24 protein-coding genes are annotated in these 20,279 nt (G+C 40.0%); 21 read left to right on the forward strand and 3 right to left on the reverse strand.

Translation table 11 applies throughout. The annotated features are described in order from the left end of the window. Positions 1–12: 12 nt before the first annotated feature. The 12 genes from ACIQXQ_RS11675 (at position 13) to ACIQXQ_RS11730 (ending at position 10,731) form a co-directional block, all read left to right on the forward strand. Positions 13–1,254, forward strand: coding sequence for an MFS transporter (locus ACIQXQ_RS11675; protein WP_402957580.1), 1,242 nt, complete (start codon positions 13–15; stop codon positions 1,252–1,254). A gap of 171 nt (positions 1,255–1,425) precedes the next feature. Continuing rightward, entirely contained in the window at positions 1,426–1,602 is a 177-nt protein-coding gene (locus tag ACIQXQ_RS11680) for a hypothetical protein (RefSeq protein WP_402957582.1), read from the forward strand. A 72-nt stretch (positions 1,603–1,674) separates the two neighbouring features. Continuing rightward, a complete protein-coding gene (locus tag ACIQXQ_RS11685; RefSeq protein ID WP_402957586.1) occupies positions 1,675–2,178 on the forward strand; it encodes a hypothetical protein in 504 nt (167 codons plus the stop codon). Positions 2,179–2,291: 113 nt separating this feature from the next. Then, positions 2,292–2,717 (forward strand): GNAT family N-acetyltransferase, encoded by a 426-nt coding sequence (locus ACIQXQ_RS11690; RefSeq protein WP_402957589.1) that lies wholly within the window; start codon positions 2,292–2,294, stop codon positions 2,715–2,717. 314 nt (positions 2,718–3,031) lie between these two features. Then, complete coding sequence (locus tag ACIQXQ_RS11695; RefSeq protein ID WP_402957591.1) at positions 3,032–4,261, forward strand: MFS transporter; 1,230 nt, start codon at positions 3,032–3,034, stop codon at positions 4,259–4,261. 136 nt (positions 4,262–4,397) lie between these two features. Further along, entirely contained in the window at positions 4,398–4,730 is a 333-nt protein-coding gene (locus ACIQXQ_RS11700) for a metal-sensitive transcriptional regulator (protein ID WP_402873505.1), read from the forward strand. Positions 4,731–4,742: 12 nt separating this feature from the next. Continuing rightward, on the forward strand, positions 4,743–4,949 hold the full coding sequence (gene copZ, locus ACIQXQ_RS11705) for a copper chaperone CopZ (protein ID WP_402873508.1): 207 nt from the start codon (positions 4,743–4,745) through the stop codon (positions 4,947–4,949). Positions 4,950–5,046: 97 nt separating this feature from the next. After that, positions 5,047–7,479, forward strand: a complete 2,433-nt coding sequence (locus ACIQXQ_RS11710; RefSeq protein WP_402957593.1) for a heavy metal translocating P-type ATPase — start codon at positions 5,047–5,049, stop codon at positions 7,477–7,479. A gap of 153 nt (positions 7,480–7,632) precedes the next feature. Continuing rightward, positions 7,633–8,607, forward strand: a complete 975-nt coding sequence (locus ACIQXQ_RS11715; RefSeq protein WP_402957595.1) for a C39 family peptidase — start codon at positions 7,633–7,635, stop codon at positions 8,605–8,607. Positions 8,608–9,530: 923 nt separating this feature from the next. After that, a complete protein-coding gene (locus ACIQXQ_RS11720) occupies positions 9,531–10,028 on the forward strand; it encodes a GNAT family N-acetyltransferase (RefSeq protein ID WP_402957597.1) in 498 nt (165 codons plus the stop codon). 104 nt (positions 10,029–10,132) lie between these two features. Then, a complete protein-coding gene (locus ACIQXQ_RS11725) occupies positions 10,133–10,312 on the forward strand; it encodes a DUF4083 family protein (RefSeq protein WP_402957599.1) in 180 nt (59 codons plus the stop codon). A gap of 53 nt (positions 10,313–10,365) precedes the next feature. Further along, complete coding sequence (locus ACIQXQ_RS11730) at positions 10,366–10,731, forward strand: DUF4181 domain-containing protein (protein ID WP_402957601.1); 366 nt, start codon at positions 10,366–10,368, stop codon at positions 10,729–10,731. Between the two features lie 224 nt (positions 10,732–10,955). On the opposite strand, the gene ACIQXQ_RS11735 is transcribed toward ACIQXQ_RS11730, so the two are convergent. The 3 genes from ACIQXQ_RS11735 to ACIQXQ_RS11745 form a co-directional block, all read right to left on the reverse strand. Next, positions 10,956–11,426, reverse strand: coding sequence for a DMT family transporter (locus tag ACIQXQ_RS11735; protein ID WP_402957603.1), 471 nt, complete (start codon positions 11,424–11,426; stop codon positions 10,956–10,958). A gap of 13 nt (positions 11,427–11,439) precedes the next feature. After that, positions 11,440–11,868, reverse strand: coding sequence for a DMT family transporter (locus ACIQXQ_RS11740; RefSeq protein WP_402957605.1), 429 nt, complete (start codon positions 11,866–11,868; stop codon positions 11,440–11,442). Between the two features lie 79 nt (positions 11,869–11,947). Beyond that, positions 11,948–12,262 (reverse strand): ArsR/SmtB family transcription factor, encoded by a 315-nt coding sequence (locus tag ACIQXQ_RS11745; protein ID WP_402957607.1) that lies wholly within the window; start codon positions 12,260–12,262, stop codon positions 11,948–11,950. A 312-nt stretch (positions 12,263–12,574) separates the two neighbouring features. On the opposite strand from ACIQXQ_RS11745, the gene ACIQXQ_RS11750 reads away from it, so the two are divergent. The 9 genes from ACIQXQ_RS11750 (at position 12,575) to ACIQXQ_RS11790 (ending at position 20,264) form a co-directional block, all read left to right on the forward strand. Beyond that, positions 12,575–14,641 carry a BglG family transcription antiterminator gene (locus ACIQXQ_RS11750; protein WP_402957609.1) on the forward strand — a complete coding sequence of 689 codons (2,067 nt, stop codon included), beginning with the start codon at positions 12,575–12,577 and terminating at the stop codon, positions 14,639–14,641. Then, positions 14,638–14,904 carry a PTS sugar transporter subunit IIB gene (locus ACIQXQ_RS11755; RefSeq protein ID WP_402957611.1) on the forward strand — a complete coding sequence of 89 codons (267 nt, stop codon included), beginning with the start codon at positions 14,638–14,640 and terminating at the stop codon, positions 14,902–14,904. Before ACIQXQ_RS11750 ends, ACIQXQ_RS11755 begins: the two co-directional genes overlap by 4 nt. 28 nt (positions 14,905–14,932) lie before the next feature. Then, positions 14,933–16,201, forward strand: a complete 1,269-nt coding sequence (locus ACIQXQ_RS11760) for a PTS ascorbate transporter subunit IIC (RefSeq protein ID WP_402957613.1) — start codon at positions 14,933–14,935, stop codon at positions 16,199–16,201. A 100-nt stretch (positions 16,202–16,301) separates the two neighbouring features. Continuing rightward, positions 16,302–17,162, forward strand: coding sequence for an HAD family hydrolase (locus ACIQXQ_RS11765; RefSeq protein ID WP_402957615.1), 861 nt, complete (start codon positions 16,302–16,304; stop codon positions 17,160–17,162). A gap of 194 nt (positions 17,163–17,356) precedes the next feature. After that, on the forward strand, positions 17,357–17,536 hold the full coding sequence (locus ACIQXQ_RS11770) for a DUF4083 domain-containing protein (RefSeq protein WP_402873540.1): 180 nt from the start codon (positions 17,357–17,359) through the stop codon (positions 17,534–17,536). A gap of 149 nt (positions 17,537–17,685) precedes the next feature. Continuing rightward, complete coding sequence (locus ACIQXQ_RS11775) at positions 17,686–17,931, forward strand: hypothetical protein (protein ID WP_402873921.1); 246 nt, start codon at positions 17,686–17,688, stop codon at positions 17,929–17,931. Between the two features lie 171 nt (positions 17,932–18,102). Beyond that, the gene (locus ACIQXQ_RS11780; RefSeq protein ID WP_402957617.1) at positions 18,103–18,543 is read left to right on the forward strand and encodes a GNAT family N-acetyltransferase; all 441 of its coding nucleotides are present in this window, start codon (positions 18,103–18,105) and stop codon (positions 18,541–18,543) included. Between the two features lie 50 nt (positions 18,544–18,593). After that, positions 18,594–19,418 (forward strand): class I SAM-dependent DNA methyltransferase, encoded by an 825-nt coding sequence (locus ACIQXQ_RS11785; RefSeq protein ID WP_402957619.1) that lies wholly within the window; start codon positions 18,594–18,596, stop codon positions 19,416–19,418. A gap of 15 nt (positions 19,419–19,433) precedes the next feature. Further along, positions 19,434–20,264 carry a DUF1835 domain-containing protein gene (locus ACIQXQ_RS11790; protein ID WP_402957621.1) on the forward strand — a complete coding sequence of 277 codons (831 nt, stop codon included), beginning with the start codon at positions 19,434–19,436 and terminating at the stop codon, positions 20,262–20,264. Positions 20,265–20,279 lie beyond the last annotated feature (15 nt).

A 20,279-nucleotide genomic window follows, 5' to 3' on the forward strand; every position in this document is an offset into this window, starting at 1 on the left:
AGGAGAAAAAGAGTGAAGCGAAACATACACCTCATTATTGTGGCTCTTGGCATACAATCTTTACAATCCAGTATTGTCTTCCTCACGTTAGCTTGGTTCTTTATTAACATCACTCATTCGCCCTTGGTGTTTAGTTCATTAATGGCATTTCGTTATATACCCGGGATATTATTGGCAGCGGTAAGCGGCATACTCATTGATCGATTCAATAAAATATCCTTAGGGTTATGGGCTAGCGTTTGGCATTTATTCACGTTATGTGCATTATTCGCGATTGGACTAATGGAAGTAGTACCAAGTGGCTTCGGTTACTGGATTTATTGCCTGGTTCTTCTTTTCATGGGTGTGGCCTCCGCCATATTAACACCGCTTGAAAGAACGTTAATCCCATTGTTAACTCCGCCAGAAGAATTAAAATCGGTCAATAGTGTCATAACGGCCATCACCCAAATCGCAAACTTATTAGGTACGGCAATTGCTGGTGGTCTTTTGGTAATAGGGGGATTTACGGTGGCGATGCTAACGTCGATCATCCTGATTCTTCTATCTGTTGTTTGCTATGTGATTCTTAGGTACAGGGCGGTACTGAAAGATGCCAATAATCAAGATACCAATCGTATACAAACACCAATTAAGGTAACATTCTCGATTTTAAAAAGACAGAAGTGGATCTTTTCGGCTATCACGGCAGCGGTGTTTACGAATATGGCATTCGTTATGATCATGGATGTCTTACTCCCCACTTTATACTCGGAAATTAAGGTGAATGGTTCAGCGGCTTTGGGACTCTGCTTTACAGCCATTGGGATCGGGACTCTCCTGGGAGCAACCATTACGTATAAAATCAAACAAATGAATTTTGAAATGTCGATCGTATTGTATGTTTTATCTGGAGTCGTGGGCACGATTGCCGGTTTTGTAGTGGATTCCACTATCATGAGTATTGTGTTGTTTGGAGTATTCGGACTTTTAGCGGCTCCCGTCACAATAATCTTCCAAACTGAATTGCAGCAGGCTATTCCCCAAAACATCATGGGCAGTGCCATGGGTTTTCTGACAGCTGGAGCGACATTGGCACAACCCATAGGGGTTTTCATTGCTGGTGTATTTCTCTTAAAACTCAATGGAAGTTATGTTCTTGCTATTTCTTGCTCTATATCGATCATAGCTGTTGTGATGGGCTGGTATCGAATCAACAAGCAAAAGAAATTAATAAGCCAAGAAGTCATGATGACAAAACAAACATTAGGGTAAAGAAACGGAGCAATGAGGGAACTCCCTCATTGCTTTTTACTATGTTTCGATTCGTGGAAGATTGCCTAAGAATACTACTAATTCCTTATATTAACTAATAAAGAAATTCGTCCAAATATATATGGTAAAATTAGTTAGGTTTATTTATATAGAGTTAGGAGGATATGGAAAATGAGTAATTGGTTATACATTCTTTATGCTGGAGTTTTAGGCATAGTATCTTGGTTTACAGGGGAAATAGTAACCTTTGTTATGTTGGGGATTATTCTTATTGCTTTGAATAATATAAATACAACGCTTAAAAAGATTTATCTTCAAAATGAAAGAAGTCATAAGGAAATAAGTTGATTTAAAACTCTAACGGGTGGATTTATTATGAAGAATCGAAATTTTACGTTCATCTTTTAGGAGGTCTGGCTTTTGCTTACTGCCAAAAAAATCTCCGTAGGCCTTTTGGTTATTGGGAGTCTTGCTGCATGCGATAACGAACAAGCCATGAAAAATGAAAAGGTAGATGTAGAGCAGAAAACAGAGGTACAAGATTCAACACAAAAAGAGGATGTACCCTCGTACGAAGCACCCAAGTATCATATATATGGTGGCTGGATGAACGATGAATCTTATATACTGATTAAAAGTGATGGTTACGACGGCAAGAAAAGATCCAAATACTTAGTAGAAAAATTCAATAAAACGGGGAAAGATAAGACGATAAAGCATTTCCAGTTAGCGGAATCTACTGGAACAAAACTAACCGGCATACTATTTAACAAGAAATCAAACAAGACATCTTTTCTGACACTAGAATTGAATAAAGATCATACCGAAATAACGGTCACGTTGCCGAATGAAAAGCACGTTACATATAAAAAAGCAGATATAGAGCCGGGTGAATTTAATTCAGATTATGAGTGGGAAGATTGACACCATAAAGAGAGTTGCTTTCGCAGCTCTTTTTTCTTATGAGCTAATGGGGCAGGATAGTTCAATAAAGGTGATGAATATACTATATACATTTTCCTAGGGAGTGAAGGTAAGTGGGGATCAGAAGAGCAAATATAAAAGATTGGAAGGCAATATCGGATTTACTAGGCCAGTTGGATTATTTAGATACCGAGACCTTCATTAAAGATAAAATAGAAAGGCTTACCATACATCCTGATGAGGAATTATTGGTGTATGAGGATAATGAAAGAGTCATTGCTTTTATTTCCATGCATTACATACCCCAAATAGCGTTAATAGGAGATTTTGCTAGAATCAGTTATTTTGCAGTAGATCTAACAAGTAGAGGTAAGGGAATTGGACAAGAGATTGAAGAATTTTGTACTGAGTTAGATAAAAAGCGAAACTGTGACAGACTTGAGGTTCATTGTCATTCAAGAAGAATCGATGCACATCGATTTTATTCCCGCCAAGGCTACATTGAATCACCAAAATACTTTATTAAGATGATCAAGTAATTCTTTCTTTGGGCTTTAAGGTTTTTCAACTAAGGATGCTTTACTTAAAAAAGGGAGTTGCTTTCGCAGCTCTTTTTCTTGTAGAACCTAGGATTTTCATCTTCTAAACTAGACATTTTCATGTTATATTCATACATATATTTCCACTACAAATAATGCAAACACCCCTCTCTTCCTTATTAGATTTCTTAGTATTCCATATTGATACAAATCCAAAGTGAAATGAAGTAGATCTAACCGGTTGCAAAGGAGTGAAACGCATGTAAGTACCTCTTTATTCTCTTAGAAAAATGAATAAAGAGGGGTTGTTTGCATTGAAGAATAAATCATTTACTGTATTGGTGGCAGGGCAATCGTTAGCGAATGCTGGGGATGTTTTTTATATTGTTGCGCTGATAACAAGTGTTTACGCTGTCACCCATTCGTTATTTTATGTTTCGTTGGTTCCTGTCATAAATATGCTTGGTGGGTTTGTAGGAGGTTTATTCGCACCACTGCTCATCGATCGATACCCGTTGAAAAAGATTTTATTTCATTCCCAGTTCGTTAAAACGTGTCTCTTACTTGTGCTGACCCTATATGTATCATCGCTTTTCTCGAAAGACTCAATGGAAGCGGTGTATATCCTTATTTTCTTCATCATGTTTTTGGATGGGTTCGCTAATCCAGCGAGTAGTGCCTTGATTCCTCAACTTGTTCCGGAAGAGTCCTTATTAAAAGCAAATAGCCTCATGTCTTCTATCCAGACATTCATTCAGATGGGAGGATGGGCTGCAGGTGGCATTTTGGCAGCACTTTTGCATGCTCACGGACTGTTCCTGTTGACGTGCTGTTTGTATGGGCTATCCACTTTCTTGCTGGCATTCGTTAGGGTCAAGGAACAGCAACGATCTGAACGTGAAGGGAAGGAGAGCACAAGGGCTTCCATGTTTGAAGGGTGGAGGTTGATCGCAGGAGATAAGAGATTACGTGCCCTTCACTTCACCCTGTTTTTTGGTTCGATTGCTAGTCCGGTCTGGGTATCCTCGATTCTTTATCCGTTTATAGATAAACGGCTGGGAGTAGGAACGGAGTGGTGGGGCTATATCAACGCCTCTTTATTACTAGGATTATTTCTGGCGGGCATACTTGCATATAGACGGTCCGCCTTCATTCATAAGAATATCCAGAAGGTGCTGTTGGGTGGAGGGTTCATGGTCTTTCTGCTGACCCTTTTATTTGGAGTGAATGTGAATCCCTTCCTTGCCCTTTTGTTCATTGGCACTTATGGTCTATTCGAAGAACTGCGGATGATTTCCATTCATACGATCATCCAACGTGTAGTCAGGGAAAGGCTTTTGGCTAAGGTATATGCCGTCCAAAGTTCTCTCATCATGTTAACTTTCGCGATCTCCACTCTCTTGATGGGCATGCTGGGCCAGCGATACAGCATCGTCGTTGTATTTATGGTCGCTTCGGTTTCCTTATGTATTTCATTCGTGTACCTTATGATCTGTAGAAAGCAAGTAACGCTCCCTATCGATGGACCTAGCTTTGAAGAATGATGATTGATTGATTGATGAAGCCAACTTAGTTCTGTTGGCTTTTTTTCGTAAAATGTCATCCAACTTTACATAGGGTGGAGGGGTATGATATGGTTTTGATATAGGGTATAGGGGTATATGAGTGAGGGGGCGACAAATGGAATTCGACCTGAATAAAGAAACAGATACTTGTTGTTCGAGTACAACTGAGCGGAAAAGCCATCATTCCGAGTCAACAAAGAAAAATCTTGTTACAAGACTGAATCGGGTGGAAGGCCAAATTCGCGGCATAAAAGGGTTAATCGAAAAAGACACATACTGTGACGACGTGATTACTCAGATAGCTGCTGCGCAATCCGCCTTAAATGGTGTGGCCAAGATGCTTCTTGAAACACATATGAAAGAGTGTGTGGTGGATCGTATTCAAGAAGGGGATTTGGAAGTACTCGATGAAGTCCTCGTGACAATCCAAAGACTAATGAAAAAATAAGGAGTAGATACTATGGAAAATGTAACCTTACAAGTAAGCGGGATGTCTTGCGGACATTGTGTAAAAGCAGTGGAAGGTAGTGTAGGAAAATTAGAAGGTGTCGATCAAGTAAAAGTTCAGCTAGAAGCTGGTCAAGTTACTGTATCGTATGATAAGGAAAAAGTAACCCTGGATACCATCAAGGAAACCATTGATGATCAAGGCTACGAAGTAGAATGATTTTGGGTACCATAATGAAAAGATGAAGAGTGCCACACTGGTACTCTAATTCTTTCGAAAGAATATACCCCTATTGGGTATAGTGGAGGTGAATGAGATGGCAACCGCATCTAAGGATAAAGCGGCGAAAGAATCCAATCTTCAAATTTCAGGGATGACGTGTGCAGCGTGTGCGAACCGCATTGAAAAAGGGTTAAATAAAATGGACGGGGTCGAACAAGCTTCGGTCAATTTAGCCCTTGAAAAGTCCACGATAACATACGATCCTTCCAAACTGAGTGAAGAAGACTTTGAAAAGAAGATTGAAGCGCTTGGGTTTGGAGTCGTGAAGCAAAAAAAGGAATTCGCCATCACGGGCATGACGTGTGCAGCGTGTGCGACGCGGATTGAAAAGGGCCTAAATAAAATGGATGGTGTATCATTTGCCAACGTCAACTTAGCGCTTGAAAAAACGACGGTGGAATTCAATCCATCTGAAGTGACGGCTGCGGACATCATTGCAAAGGTAGAAAAGCTTGGGTATGGTGCCCATCAAAAGCAAGACGGAAAAGAACAAGTGGATTACCGTGAAAAGGCCATTAAAGAGCAGAAACTGAAATTCATCATTTCTGCCATCCTATCCTTGCCTTTATTATGGACAATGTTTGGGCATTTTTCTTTTACATCCTTTCTATATGTACCGGATTTTTTAATGAATCCCTGGGTTCAAATGATCTTTGCAACGCCTGTCCAATTTATCATCGGTAAACAGTTTTATGTAGGTGCTTATAAATCACTTCGTAACGGTAGTGCCAATATGGATGTACTCGTGGTGATGGGTACGTCAGCGGCTTATTTTTACAGTGTATACCAAGCCATCGTTACAATGGGTGCGCATCATGGTCCGCATCTATATTTTGAAACAAGTGCCGTGTTAATTACCCTTATCCTGTTAGGTAAGTTATTCGAGGCAAAAGCAAAAGGCCGGTCATCCGAGGCCATCAAGAAATTAATGGGGCTGCAAGCGAAAACAGCCATGGTCATTCGAGAAGGTGTGGAACAAGAAATCCCGCTAGAAGAAGTGATGATGGGTGATATTATCCTGGTGAAACCGGGTGAGAAGATCCCAGTCGATGGAGAGGTAATCGAAGGAACGACGGCTGTCGATGAATCCATGCTGACGGGTGAAAGCCTGCCGGTGGATAAGGCTAGTGGTGACCTGCTATATGGCTCCACCCTCAACAAAAATGGCTTCATTAAAATGAAAACGACAAAAGTAGGCCGGGATACGGCATTAGCCCAGATCATTAAGGTAGTAGAAGATGCGCAAGGTACAAAAGCGCCGATCCAACGATTGGCAGATAAGATTTCAGGCGTGTTCGTACCGATTGTCATCGGCATTGCCATTCTTACGTTCTTAGCCTGGTTGATCCTGGTGGATCCGGGGAATTTCACGGCTGCACTTGAAGTGTTGATTGCCGTCCTTGTGATTGCCTGTCCATGTGCTTTAGGATTAGCCACGCCAACTTCCATCATGGCGGGTTCAGGTCGTGCAGCTGAATTCGGCATTTTATTTAAAGGTGGCGAGCATTTAGAACAGACACAAGGCATTGATACGGTGGTTGTGGATAAAACAGGGACCGTCACACATGGTAAACCTGTATTAACGGATGTTCATGTGGCAACTGACCAGGATGAGAAGAAGTTCCTATCATTGATTGGCGCTGCCGAAAAGCAATCCGAACATCCCTTGGCAGAAGCAATCGTGCAAGGCATTCAGGATAAAGGCATCGAACTCGGCGATGTCCAGTTCTTTGAAGCGATACCGGGTCATGGGGTACAGGCAACGGTTTCAGGCCAAGGTGTCCTCGTTGGTACGCGGAAACTAATGAAACAATACGGTATCGATATTCAACCAATCCTTCCAACGATGGAGAAACTGGAAGCTGATGGGAAAACAGCCATGTTAGCGGCCATTAACGGACAGTATGCAGGCCTAGTGGCCGTGGCCGATACCATTAAGGAAACATCCAAAGAAGCTATATCACGCTTACAAGGTATGGGAATCAAAGTTATGATGATGACAGGCGATAACGAGCGCACCGCACAGGCGATTGGTAAAGAGGTAGGCGTTGACGCCGTCATTGCCGAAGTGCTTCCAGAAGGGAAAGCGGAAGAAGTGAAGATGTTGCAGCAACAAGGGAAGAAGGTTGCCATGGTAGGGGATGGCATCAATGACGCACCCGCCCTTGCCATAGCGGATATTGGCATGGCAATAGGAACCGGTACGGACGTTGCCATGGAAGCCGCCGACATTACATTAATTCGGGGGGACTTGAACAGTATAGCGGATGCCATACTCATGAGTCGCAAAACGATGCGTAATATTAAACAGAATCTGTTCTGGGCATTTGCCTATAATGTGATTGGGATTCCAATTGCAGCCATGGGGCTTCTGGCACCATGGGTAGCAGGCGCTGCCATGGCATTCAGTTCAGTATCGGTAGTCTTGAATGCATTACGTCTCCAAAGGGTCAAACTAGAAAAGTAAGCTAATTAAATGAAAAAAGAGCCTTGCTACCATAACGTGTAGCAAGGCTCTTGATTGTGCGAGAATTTAGTTAACTAGTAAACTCCTTGACGATGACAATTCCATCCACTATAATCAAATCTTGTGAAAAAAACAGGAAAAGGATGGGGACACATGAAAAGAATTCTAACGGCAGCTTTAGCATCCTCCATGCTATTATTATCGGCGTGCTCAGAAGACACGGACTCAAAGGAAACAGAAGTTACGAAGGAAGTAGATACAAAAGTGTCAGCTGAAACGGATGCTGCAGCTACCATCAAAGGAAAAGATTACGATAAAACGGGTGGAGCGGATGCCTATGCTTCTAAGGGAGACCATGCGGATTCTCGTTACTATAAAGCACCTGACTTCTATAATATGAAGTCAGATGATCGGTTAATTCTGATTGAAAACTATCAAACGATGCAACAAACGACGGAATGGTCTTGTGGACCTGCCACGGCTTTAATGGTCGCGAATCATTTTGGGTACACGGATCTAACAGAGATGGATATCGCGAAGCAAATGAAGTCGATGACGGACTTGGATGTTAAAGACGCGTTGCCAGGAACCGCGAATAACTTCCCGGAATATGGTTCGAATGTTTCCCAACTCTATGACTTTTTCAAGAACTTAAAAGGATTTGAAGTGGTCGAATCAAGCTATCGCGAAGAATACAATGCCACAGACTTGATTCAATCAAGTAAAGAAGTCACGGAGAATAACGTGGGCAACCTGCCAGCAACCTTCACGTGGAACAGCCTGTATGCTTCCGAAAACAGTGAAACGACAGAAGCGTTTGTAGAAGATGCGAAAGATAGCTATTTCGTGAAATGGCTGACGAATCATTTGAAGAACGATCGTCCAATCATGGTGGAATGGGGCGACTGGGATGGCCATTGGCAATCGATTATCGGATATGACAATAACGGCACACCGGGCATTGGCGATGATACACTGATCTTCGCTGACCCATATGATACATCTGATCACGCGCAAGATGGCTATTACTTCTATCCATTAGAGCGTTGGTTTGGCCAATGGAATGATCGCAACATCGCACCAAAACCATTCCAATTACAACCTTATCTTGTCGTAGACAAGAAATAAGCAGATACGACCCAAGCGGCAAGATCCAGTTCAATGGATGTTGCCGCTTTTTTAGTTATTCTATTTGTGAGTTTCCATTAGTCTTAGTGAAAGAAACGATTCATTGTTCTATTTTGGTAACTTCCCTACAAATGTCCATACTATTGTAGTATAATTATTTAGCGTAAAAATAAAATAACAATAAAAGGGGATCAAATGTATCAAAAGCTAGTAGACTTTCTTGAAAAATTGCCGAAAAACTTGCAAATTATTTCTGAAAAGATTGAAAGACTATCAAAGATTATTGACGAAGTCGGGATAAAGCTCATTACCTTTTCCTGTGGAATTTTAGGTTTAATTATAACATTTCGTTGGTTATTCTAACTCCACCCTATCTTTTGGATACCTATACAGCATGCTAAATACATAGAAAATGAGTTGAATGAGTTGGGAAAAAGTAAAAAAAAAGATTTTAGCATTATAAAGCTTATAAGTAGTATCATTTGGTCAATTTTTTGTATCATTGGTGCGATATTTATAGTGATTTTTTTTGTTAAAGAAATTTTCAATGCGTTTTTGTAGATCCACAGGCTGTCGACATAGGCAACTTTTTTTGTACCAAGTTTAGCAGCAATTTAATGTTTCTAACTAGTAGATAGGATTCAAGGATGAAGAAACCGTAAATTTTTATGGTTTCTTTTTTATATGTATGGAAGGTTGGATGAACGTCTTTGTATATGGTTGATATGTAATCTAAATAAAAAATGTTAAAATTAGGGTATAGGAACTTGTTAAGAAATGGTTTTATTAATCGTTTCTCGTAAGAATCGGTATGCGGTAGGCCTATCTTCATTATTGAGTATGGATTATTAAGTGCCGTTTTTTTCGGAGGCTTCCACAGCAAGCAAGTATGATTTATTAGGAAATGAGAGGGGATTATTAGTATGGTAATAAGGGAAATAAGGGTCGATGATGCCGGGGACTTTATCAATCTAGTAAAAGATGTTGAACATACATCTGAATTTATGCTAATGGAACCAGGAGAAAGAAAAGCGACTCCTGAAAAACAACGAAAGCAATTAGAAGCGATCGAAAAACAACAAAATTCAACCATTTTTGTGGCAGAAGACGAAGGGAAACTGGTCGGTTATTTGATGGCCATTGGCGGTAGCGTGAAGAGAACAAATCATTCAGCTTATCTTGTTATCGGCATCTTAGAGGAGTGTAGAGGAAAAGGAATAGGTACTAGTTTGTTCCAAAATGTGATTAAGTGGGCTTCACATCACGATATTTCGCGATTGGAATTAACGACAGTGACTCAAAATGAGGCAGGTGTAGCACTATACAAGAAGTTTGGTTTTGAAATAGAAGGAACGAAAAGAAACTCACTTGTCATACAAGGCAAATCCTATAATGAGTACTATATGTCAAAACTTTTATAACCTGCTTGGAGGGCGGGAGTGAAGGAGATCATGGCAAAAACAGCATACATAGATTCAATGAAATTATATGTTATGATTGATAAAAAAGGAAAAGGTGGATTTATTTGAGCGTTAATGTCGGTGATATCCTATTTCAACTCATTATGTTTATTGTACTGTTTGGGGTGATTTTTGCCATTTGCTTTTTTGTCTGGACCCTCGTTAGAAGATCTCGCCATTCCAATTCCATAGAACAAAAACTTGATAAAGTCATCGAGTTGCTTGAAAAGGAAAAAAGAGAGTAAGGTGTGAGCCAATCGAATAATAGATTGAGTGGATTGAAAAGGGTTGTGTTTTTATGAGATTCTTCGTGTCATTTTTAGTGGTTTTCTTCCTTGTTTTTATTGGTGCCTACTTTATAAATAAATATCTAACGAAATGGCTTGGTGTAGAAAAGAAAGAAAGCATATCGGAAACTCCTGGTAAGAATCTTGACCGATGGGGAAGAGGTATCATCCTATTCATTTTTATATGTGCACTTCCCATGGTACTAGAGTACGAAAATATACTTCAGTGGTATTGGGTTCTTTTCTTGAACGTATTAATTGGTTTTCAATCATTTCTGGAGTGGAAGTACCTGAAACCTTCCAAACAATATGTAATTACACTTACTTACCTAGTATTTGCTTTAGTTATCATGTATGGAATAGATAAATTTATTTAACCATCTAGATATTATGAAATAAGTCACTACGGCAATCCTTTTTCTTATATCTGGGCAGGCTACTTTAACGAATAAAAATAAAGAAGATCATTTGTTTTCTTAATAAAAAACAAGTAATCTTCTTCATAGTACAATTTAAAAACTTTTTTATGAGACCTATTGCAACACCTAAGACCATGCCTGTAAACAATTTGGCTGCTATCATTGCATTTACTGTATGACTATCAATAGGCTGTTTTTGATTCTTCTCTCGAGCGTTTATTCCCTTTATAGATAAAATAAAGGGAAATGACCATAAATAGTAATGCGAAGACACGTTTCATATCTAATTCTATGACTAAGCTATTGAACCATCCAAAATGATCAATAATTACACCAATTACAAGTTGACCCGTTATTCCAGCAATATTGGTTGCGATAACCCCAATTCTAGGAACGGCCATGACAGTCAGAAGTAAATACATGGTGCCTAAAAATGCTGCACTTAACTGCCATTTTGGTGCTTCTAGAAGTGCAAGCACATTTCCCCTGCCAAAAAATATGATGAAAATCGTAAGAAACATGGTTCCAGTGAGAAAGGTCAAAAATGTTGTTTCAATGGTTCCAGCTTTTCGACTAAATGTGCCATTTATAGATGATTGAGCGCTTAATGTGATGCCGCCTAAAAATGTAAATAAAATCATGAATAACCCCATAATTGTGTACCTCCTAGTTGATTAATATAAGTGCAATAATCATTGAAATAACTGCCAGTATCTTTTCTTTATTAATTCTAGTCTTTTTACTGCCTAGCCACTCAAAATGTTCAATCACCATACTCATGACTAATTGTCCGATGATGACAGCAACCATTGTAATACCAACACCGACGTATGGGACACTTATAACAATGGAGGTTAAATAAACAACACCCAGGACACCACCAAGTAATGACCATTTAGGTGCTTCAAATGTATAGGAAATCCGTCCTTTTCCAAAAAATAGCCACAATAGCCCCATGATAATGGAGCCCATGAAGAAGTTATAAAAACTTGTTTCTATTTGTCCAATTGTTTTTCCCAATTCAGCATAGATAGCTCCTTCAAAGCTAAGTGCTGCTCCAGCCAACAGAGCTAGTATATAAGATATAAAGCGCATAGAAAGTTTCTCCTTTTTAATATATTTATATATCTAGAAAAATAGATATAAATAGGTGGAAAACAGAAATCAAGATAAATTAGATCTCCGTTCTAAAATACTTAGCTAATTGTTGAATAAATTCTTCATTGCGCCTATAGTATGTCCATTGTCCATGACGAATCGATTCAAGTAGCCCAGCTTTTTGCATCATGTTTAAGTAGCTAGAAACCGTAGATTGAGAAACTTTGGCTTTTTCTTGAATATCCCCAACACATACTCCACCTTTATAACTTACCCCCTTTGGTAGGTGAGCGCCTTGTTTTGGAAAGTGCTTCTCTGGTTCCTTTAACCACTTAAGGATGTGAAGCCTTGTTTCGTTAGATAACGCCTTGAATACATCAATAGGATTCATGGACGTAATTATATATCTAGATTTCTCGATATGTCAACTTGAGGAAATAAAGAGAGTACAGGTAATGAAGCGTACCTTCATTAACGAACAAGTGATATAGCGAAAATAGGAAACGAGCCTCATCCCTAAGGATCGAGGTTTTATTTTTGTTCCTAAAAAAGGAACGAGATGTGGTACACTGATTCAAAAACCAAGGTGCACATCATTTGTACAATATATTTTTGTGCAGGCATGTGGACAACAATCGGACTGAGAAACCATATATATCAAATGAAAAGTAAGGTATCGTGGAATTAGGGAGAGGGAGAGCCGATGTTTTTAGATGAAAGAAGCGCAAACCTAATAAAAATATTACAGCATTCACCCATTTTAAAAATGAAAGATATTGAAGAGCAAACTGGTCTGACGAGAAGACAAATTCAATATGCTTTTGGCAAAGTGAATGATTGGCTTCACTATCACGGGTATCCAGCCATTCTCTATCAAAAAGAATTAGGATATTCCCTTCCTGACAAAGTTCAAGAGGAAGAATTGAACGTAAAACTAACCAAACGTAATTATGTATTTTCTGAGACAGATAGAGAGAAATTGTTCTATCTCATGATTTTACTTAGTCCTGAAGCGTTATCTGTCTATCATTTTCAATCAATCACGGGGCTATCACGTAATACCGTATTAAAGGATCTGAAGCAGCTCAAGGAGAAAGCGCAAGAAGTTAACCTTAAGATTCACTACTCCAAGCAAGAGGGTTATGTGATAAAGGGAGAAAGCAGAGTCAAGCGATACATGATTGAACAACTGGTACATGATGTCCTTAATCGCCCGGATAATAATCTGATTATTGAGTGTATTTGGGGAAATCAACAACCAAACATTCAATCCATCCGGTATCAGCTGGAGCAGATTGAACGTGAATTGGGGATCACCTTTACGGATGAGCGGCTGCATGAATTGACCTATTTATTTCTATGTACAGATCAGCTCATTGGAAAAGGGGAAGAATTGCAAGTAAATCAGAGTTGGCTACCTTTTGTGACAACAGATGAATTTAAAGCGGTTGAGCAAATGACGAAAACCGATGCGTTCGAATCGGTTTGGAGCGAAACGGAAAATTTATATGTAACCCTCCATCTGCTAAGCATGAACCGGACAAAGGATATATCTCCGCTCAAGGAGGATGAAGTGATTGAAACGCTTTTGCAGGAGATTGTAAAAGAGTTCGAAAAATTGGCCTTTGTTCATTTACATGATAAAGACCAGCTATGCCAGCAATTGTACGTTCATTTTAAACCGGCCTATCATCGTCTAAGATACGGGCTTTCATCCATGAATCCGATGACGGAAAAGGTCCAAAAGGTCTATCCTGAACTGCATCACCTGACCAATAAATCATTATGGGTACTAGAGAAAGAGATTGGGCGTCCGGTACCTGAAGAGGAAGTGGCATACTTTACGATTTATTTTGGAGGCTGGTTGCGAAGACAAGGGACTACTTTGGATGACCGCAAAAGAGCCATCGTTGTTTGTCCGAATGGGATTGGCATCAGCAATATTCTCATCTACACATTGAAGGAATTATTTCCGGATATATTGTTTTTGGATGTATTATCTGTTCGGAATGCGTCCGAGTATCCATTAGCGTACGATCTCGTTTTTTCAACGGTACATATGAGAACCAAAGTTCCGTTATTTGTGGTCCCGCCCATTTTGGAGAGGCAGGACAAACATAAGCTGCGCCTGCAAGTCATGCAGGAATTGTATGGGTATACGACACAAAATGTTGATGGTTCCGCTCTGTTAAAAGTCATTTCAAAATATGCAACCATCCATGAACCTGATCAACTTGAAAAGGCCCTTGAATCCCTGATGTACATAGATGCACCCAAGGTCAATAAATATTCCTTAAAGGAGGCGGAGAAACCAGTGTTAGATGAACTACTCAACCTACAAACGATTCAAATCCTGCCGCGTGTTACAGAGTGGAGAGAAGCGATTCGAGTTGCAGCCCAGCCTCTTGTTGATTTAGGAACGGTCGAAGAGAGATATGTGGATGCAATGATTGAAGGAATCGAAACGAATGGTCCCTATGTGGTGATCACGCCTGACGTGGCCATCCCTCATGCGCGTCCTGAGCAAGGTGTTCGCTCATTATCTATGAGTCTATTGAAATTGGATGAACCGGTGGAATTTGCACCCGATAAACCCGTTAGGTTGATCATTGTTTTGGCTGCGGTAGATAACGATTCACATTTACGGGCATTAATTCAGCTGACTCAATTACTGAATGAACGAGCTAATATTGAAGCGATTTTAGAGACAACGGATCCATCCATACTTATGGATTACGTACATACATATTCTAAGGAGGAAACAGAATGAAGAAAATCATGGTAGTTTGCGGGAATGGATTGGGCAGTAGTTTCATTATGGAGATGAATGTGAAAAAGGCTTTAACACAAATGGGGAAAACGGCTGAGGTAGACCATACGGATCTCACATCCGCTAAATCGGTCCAAGCGGATATATTCCTAGGGGCAGCAGATATTGTCGGCCAACTGGATGATGGAACCCGTACGATTGTTACATTGGAAAATATGATGAGCATTCCTGAAATTACATCCAAATTGGAATCACTTGTCTAACTAAAGCTCGGTAAAAGGGGAATAGACTATGTTGGATATCATTATGAACGATATTTTAGGCACACCTTCTATACTCGTGGGGTTATTCGCTCTGATTGGCTTACTGTTACAGAGAAAGTCCAGTGCGGATGTCGTGTCAGGTACGCTGAAAACGGTTATGGGGTTCATTATCATTGGAGCAGGAGCAGCCGTCCTTACAGGTGCCCTTAACATATTTAGTCAAATGTTCGACGAGGCGTTTCATGTAGAGGGTGTCATTCCGAACAACGAAGCCATTGTAGCGGCTGCGCAAAGTGATTTTGGGACATCGACGGCCCTGATTATGGTGTTCGGTATGATTGTGAATATTTTATTAGCTCGCTTTACTCCATTAAAATATATCTTTTTAACGGGTCACCATACATTATTCATGGCCTGTCTACTAGCTGTCGCTTTGTCGGTTGGCGGAATGAATGGATTCCCGCTTATCCTTACCGGTTCCATTTTATTAGGGCTATGTATGGTCGTGTTTCCTGCCATTCTGCAGCCTTATGTAAGAAAGATTACCGGAAGTGATGATTTTGCCATCGGCCACTTTGGGACGATCGGGTATTTCGTTTCCGCTACGATTGGGAAATGGTTCGGAAACAAGGAAAAGACAACGGAACAAATTAAGGTCCCTAAATCTTTAGGGTTTTTACGAGATACATCCGTTGCTGTATCGCTGACAATGACGATTTTCTTTTTGATTGTCGCCCTGTTTGCTGGACAAGAGTATATTGAATCAACGCTTTCCTCTGGTTCCAACTTCCTTGTATTTTCGTTTATACAAGCCATTACATTTGCAGCTGGGGTATATATCATTCTAGCTGGGGTGCGGATGTTGATTGCTGAGATCGTGCCCGCCTTCAAAGGGATTGCAGATAAAATTGCGCCCAATACGAAGCCTGCACTAGATTGCCCTACGATTTTTCCTTTTGCTCCAAACGCAGTAATTATCGGTTTTTTATTTAGTTTCATCGCGGGAATCTTATCGATGTTCCTGCTGCCGGTATTAGGCTTGAAGGTTATTGTTCCGGGACTTGTCCCACATTTCTTCACAGGAGCTGCCGCCGGTGTCTTTGGAAATGCGACGGGTGGTCGTCGCGGGGCTATGCTGGGATCTTTTGCAAATGGACTCATCATTAGTTTCTTACCAGCCATTTTACTGGTATTATTAGGTGACATAGGATTTGAAGGCACGACATTCGGTGACTCAGATTTCGGTGTGGTAGGTCTATTCATACTAAGTATTTTGAAACTGTTAGGATTTTCTTAATCTACTAGAAAAATAGATAGATTCGCCAACAGCCTACAATCTCACAGATCATGGGCTGTTGGCATTTTTGTTACGAAATTCGCATGGACGGGGTGGAAACATGGGATACAAAGCAATCGTGCTCGATATGGATGGCACGACATTGAATGAAGTGAATACGGTGAACGATACGCTGAAAAACTACTTAATCGAACTTAGGAATAGTGGAATGAAGGTGTTCATTGCAACGGGAAGAACGGTAAAAGAATTAAGAGATGTGCTGCCAGAGGATTTGACCGTCGATGGGATGGTAACGGCCAATGGTATGTCCGCCTTTATTGGAACGGAGAAGATTTTCGAACATGCACTACCTTCCGAACTTGTGGATGACATGATTAATAAAGCGGCAGCGAGAAAGATATTTTACGAAGTCCATCCAAATGATGGCGTTAGAATGGCCTTACAAAAAGATAAAGACTATACGGTCGAACAAATGACGGGGACAAAGCCGGAGACGGTTGATGAAAACGAATGGTTGTCCAGAAAGGTCGCAGTCGAGAAGAAAATCCACTGGGTCGATCAGCTCGACGAATTAAGTGTCGCCAAGATTTATTTTTTCAGTAAAGAAATGAAGGCCATCAAAGACTGGATCACAGATCTCGAAAAGTTCAAGAAGCAAACAGCCTTTACAACGGCATCCTCCACACATCACAATGTGGAAGTGACCGTGGATGGTGTATCCAAAGCAACAGCGGTTCAAGTCTTGCTTGATCACTTTAGTCTCTCTCCGGACGATATTCTGGCCGTAGGAGACGGAGAAAATGACCTTCCTCTATTCAAACTCTCCGGCCACTGTGTAGCCATGAAAAATGCGCTCGAATCGGTAAAGGAACAGGCGGATGAAGTGACGGAGTATTCCTATCGAGAAGATGGCCTGTATCACTTTTTGAAAAAAACATTTCCGATAGCTCAACCAAAGTGAATAATAATAAAGGGCGTACGGATTTTCCGTGCGCCCTTTATTATTATAGAAGGAACGAGAAGGAACGTCCTCGGGAGCAATGGAGGTCATGGAGAAAATATTATACATAGATCAATGAAATGCCCCCATCACTCCTAAGACAACTGCCATCCATCATATGGTATGATTGATAAAAAAGGAAAAGGTGGATTATTTTGAATATTAATGTCGGTGATATACTATTTCAACTCATGATGTTTATCGTACTGTTTGGCATGATTTTTGCCGTTTACTTTTTTGTCCGGACCCTCGTTAGAAAATCTCGCAATTCTAATGCCGTAGAACAAAAACTTGATAAAGTCATCGAGCTGCTTGAAAAGGAAAAAAGAGAGTAAGGTGTGAGCCAACCGTGAATACCATGGATTGAATTGTGGCGCTCTTTATAAATAAGTATCTAATAAAGGAGCTGGTTTCCTTGGAACTAAAAGAAGTGACTTATCAAAAGAAGCATGGGGTCATTAGTATCATTTCAATTGTTTTAGGGATGATTTGTTTTTTTATAGTTTTTATCACGCCTACAAGGATAGCGAACATTGGTAGTTTGATTGGTGATTATCTAACATTTTTCCTTACTGGTTTAGGTATGATCATTTCTATTGTAGGTATCGTAAAGAAAACAGAAAAGAATACGCTCCCGATTATTGGGTTAATTCTGTCATCATCTTTTTTTATTTATTGGGTTATTATTATTATCATGCTGTTCACAGGTCAGATTGAATTTGGGCCATGACCCTAAAAGAGATAGTTCCCGAAACTATCTCTTTTTCTTGTATTCCATCATCTCCAACACAGGTTCGGGTCGAACAGGAGCCTCACTTAGAACAACGTTGTGGTAGAATAATCCATAAATGAACGGTTGAGGTGGTTTTAATCATCCATTTAGCGATAAGGAGAATGTACCTTGGAATTTAAACGACTAGCAAAAAATGACTTAATTAAATGTACGGAAACATTTATTGAAGTATTTAATGATGAGCCTTGGAATGATGAATGGACATGTACAAAGGCTGAAAAATATTTACTGAGTTTTTACCAGACACCTGGATTTTTAGGCATTTTAGCGGTAGAAAACGATGAAATTCTCGGCTTTATTTTTGGTGTAAATAGAGTATGGTGGAGCGGAGATGAGTTTTTTATTAATGAAATGTGTGTGAAAACACAATCTCAAAATAAGGGCATTGGAAGAGCGATGTTAAATCATTTAATAGAAGAGCTTCATAGCAGTAATATAAGGAACATTACACTTCTCACAGATAGAGGGATACCTGCGGAAGAATTTTATAAGAAAAATGGGTTTGAAGAAATAGAAAGAATCATATTCTTGCATAAGAACATCAAATGATAGGTATAGAGGTAGATCCATTTCTACTATTTCGTAAAAGGAGGGCATGTATGGAGAATATAAATGGCAATTCAGAAGAGTACGATGATCCGATTTTATATGATAAGGAAAATGATTCATATAGGCAAGACCTTCCTTATCTATTGAAATGGGCTTCGAAAACCGAAGGCCCCATCATCGATTTAGCTTGTGGGACAGGGCGGGCGACCATTCCTTTAGCGATTAAAGGATATGAACTTATCGGTGTGGATGTCCATAAAGGAATGCTAGACGAAGCAAAAAGGAAGTCGTTGGACCTGAATGTACATATTGAATGGATCGAACAGGATGCTAGAATGCTTACCTTGAATGTAAGAAGTCATTTGATCTTTTCAGTCGGGAATTCCTTTCAGCATTTTCTTACAAACGAAGATCAGGACGGATTCTTATCATCTGTAAATAAACATTTAGAACTTGATGGGCTATTCATCTTTGACACGAGGTTTCCAAGCACAGAAGAATTACTCCAACCTGACACGGAAGAATACTGGAGAACCATTGAAGATAAGGATACGCAAAAAAGGATCGATGTTTATACGAAAAGTACCTATGACTCACTCAGTCAGGTCCAACATTACACAACGATCAGAAAGTATGTAGATCAAAGTGGGGAAATAGTAGATGAACATAGAACGAACATACGGTTACGATACGTGTTTCCTAAAGAAATGGAACGCATTCTATCGAGTAACGGACTGGAAATCGTCCAAATCTTCGAGGATTGGAATGAAACACCTGTGACGAATGATAGTTATGGAATGGTCTATGTTTGTAAGAAAACAAGGGATATAAAGACTTCTTTATGCGTGGGTGTTTCGAACGGAAGTTTAGGATAACGGAGGGGCTTTCCAGTGAAGCATATCTTATTTAATCAAGCAGCATTCGGTGCATTGAGCTATGCATTAAAAAGAGAAAATGTTGAGATCATCACGTTTCCGGATTACTTTGGTGAAGGCCCCATCCATCGTTTATTAACGGAGAAAGGTTTTCTAGATAGGATGAAATGGCTACAGGAAGCCTATCGGTTTGATAAGAAGATGAGTGAACAATATGTGGTCTTGTTTCATGATGCACTTGCATGTGTTCAACAGATTAAAGAAGGCGAGCAAGTGATTGTTTGGACGTGTGAAAATGCGGCGGAACAATTTGGGTTACGCTTAGTAAGCCATCTATTGTCAGGCAAAAAGTGTTCGATTTCCGTGTGTAATACATACTTTCCCATGCTTTATTTCCATGAAGATGAACATACACAATATGATATTCGCCATTCTGGTGATGTTAGCCCTTCGCAGATGAAGCGAATGCTAAAGCTGAATTTACTAGATCCACTTACTGAAGATGAGCTCGTTCTTTTACAGGCAGAGGCGCTTCAATTAATGGAGGGGCATTCAATAGTTCGTACATGGTTTAGGGGAAGGATTATCGAGGATGACGAGTCCAGGGATGATCAAGAGATTATCCGGTATGCAAGTGACATGCAATCCGAATACGGTATCGATAATTTTTACAACGCTGCTCGCTTGATTGGTCATGTTTTAGGATGGAGTGAGCATGACATCAACGATACATGGATTGATTACCGTTTGCGTATGTTGATAAAGAAAGGCGTTTTTGCATATAACGGTCATTTAAGGGAGATGCTTTCCTATCAAATTCGATTGAACACTAGCCAAGATAAATGATATGTCTTTCGTAAT

Source organism: Peribacillus sp. NPDC097198 (assembly GCF_044762055.1).
Lineage (GTDB): Bacteria > Bacillota > Bacilli > Bacillales > DSM-1321 > Peribacillus.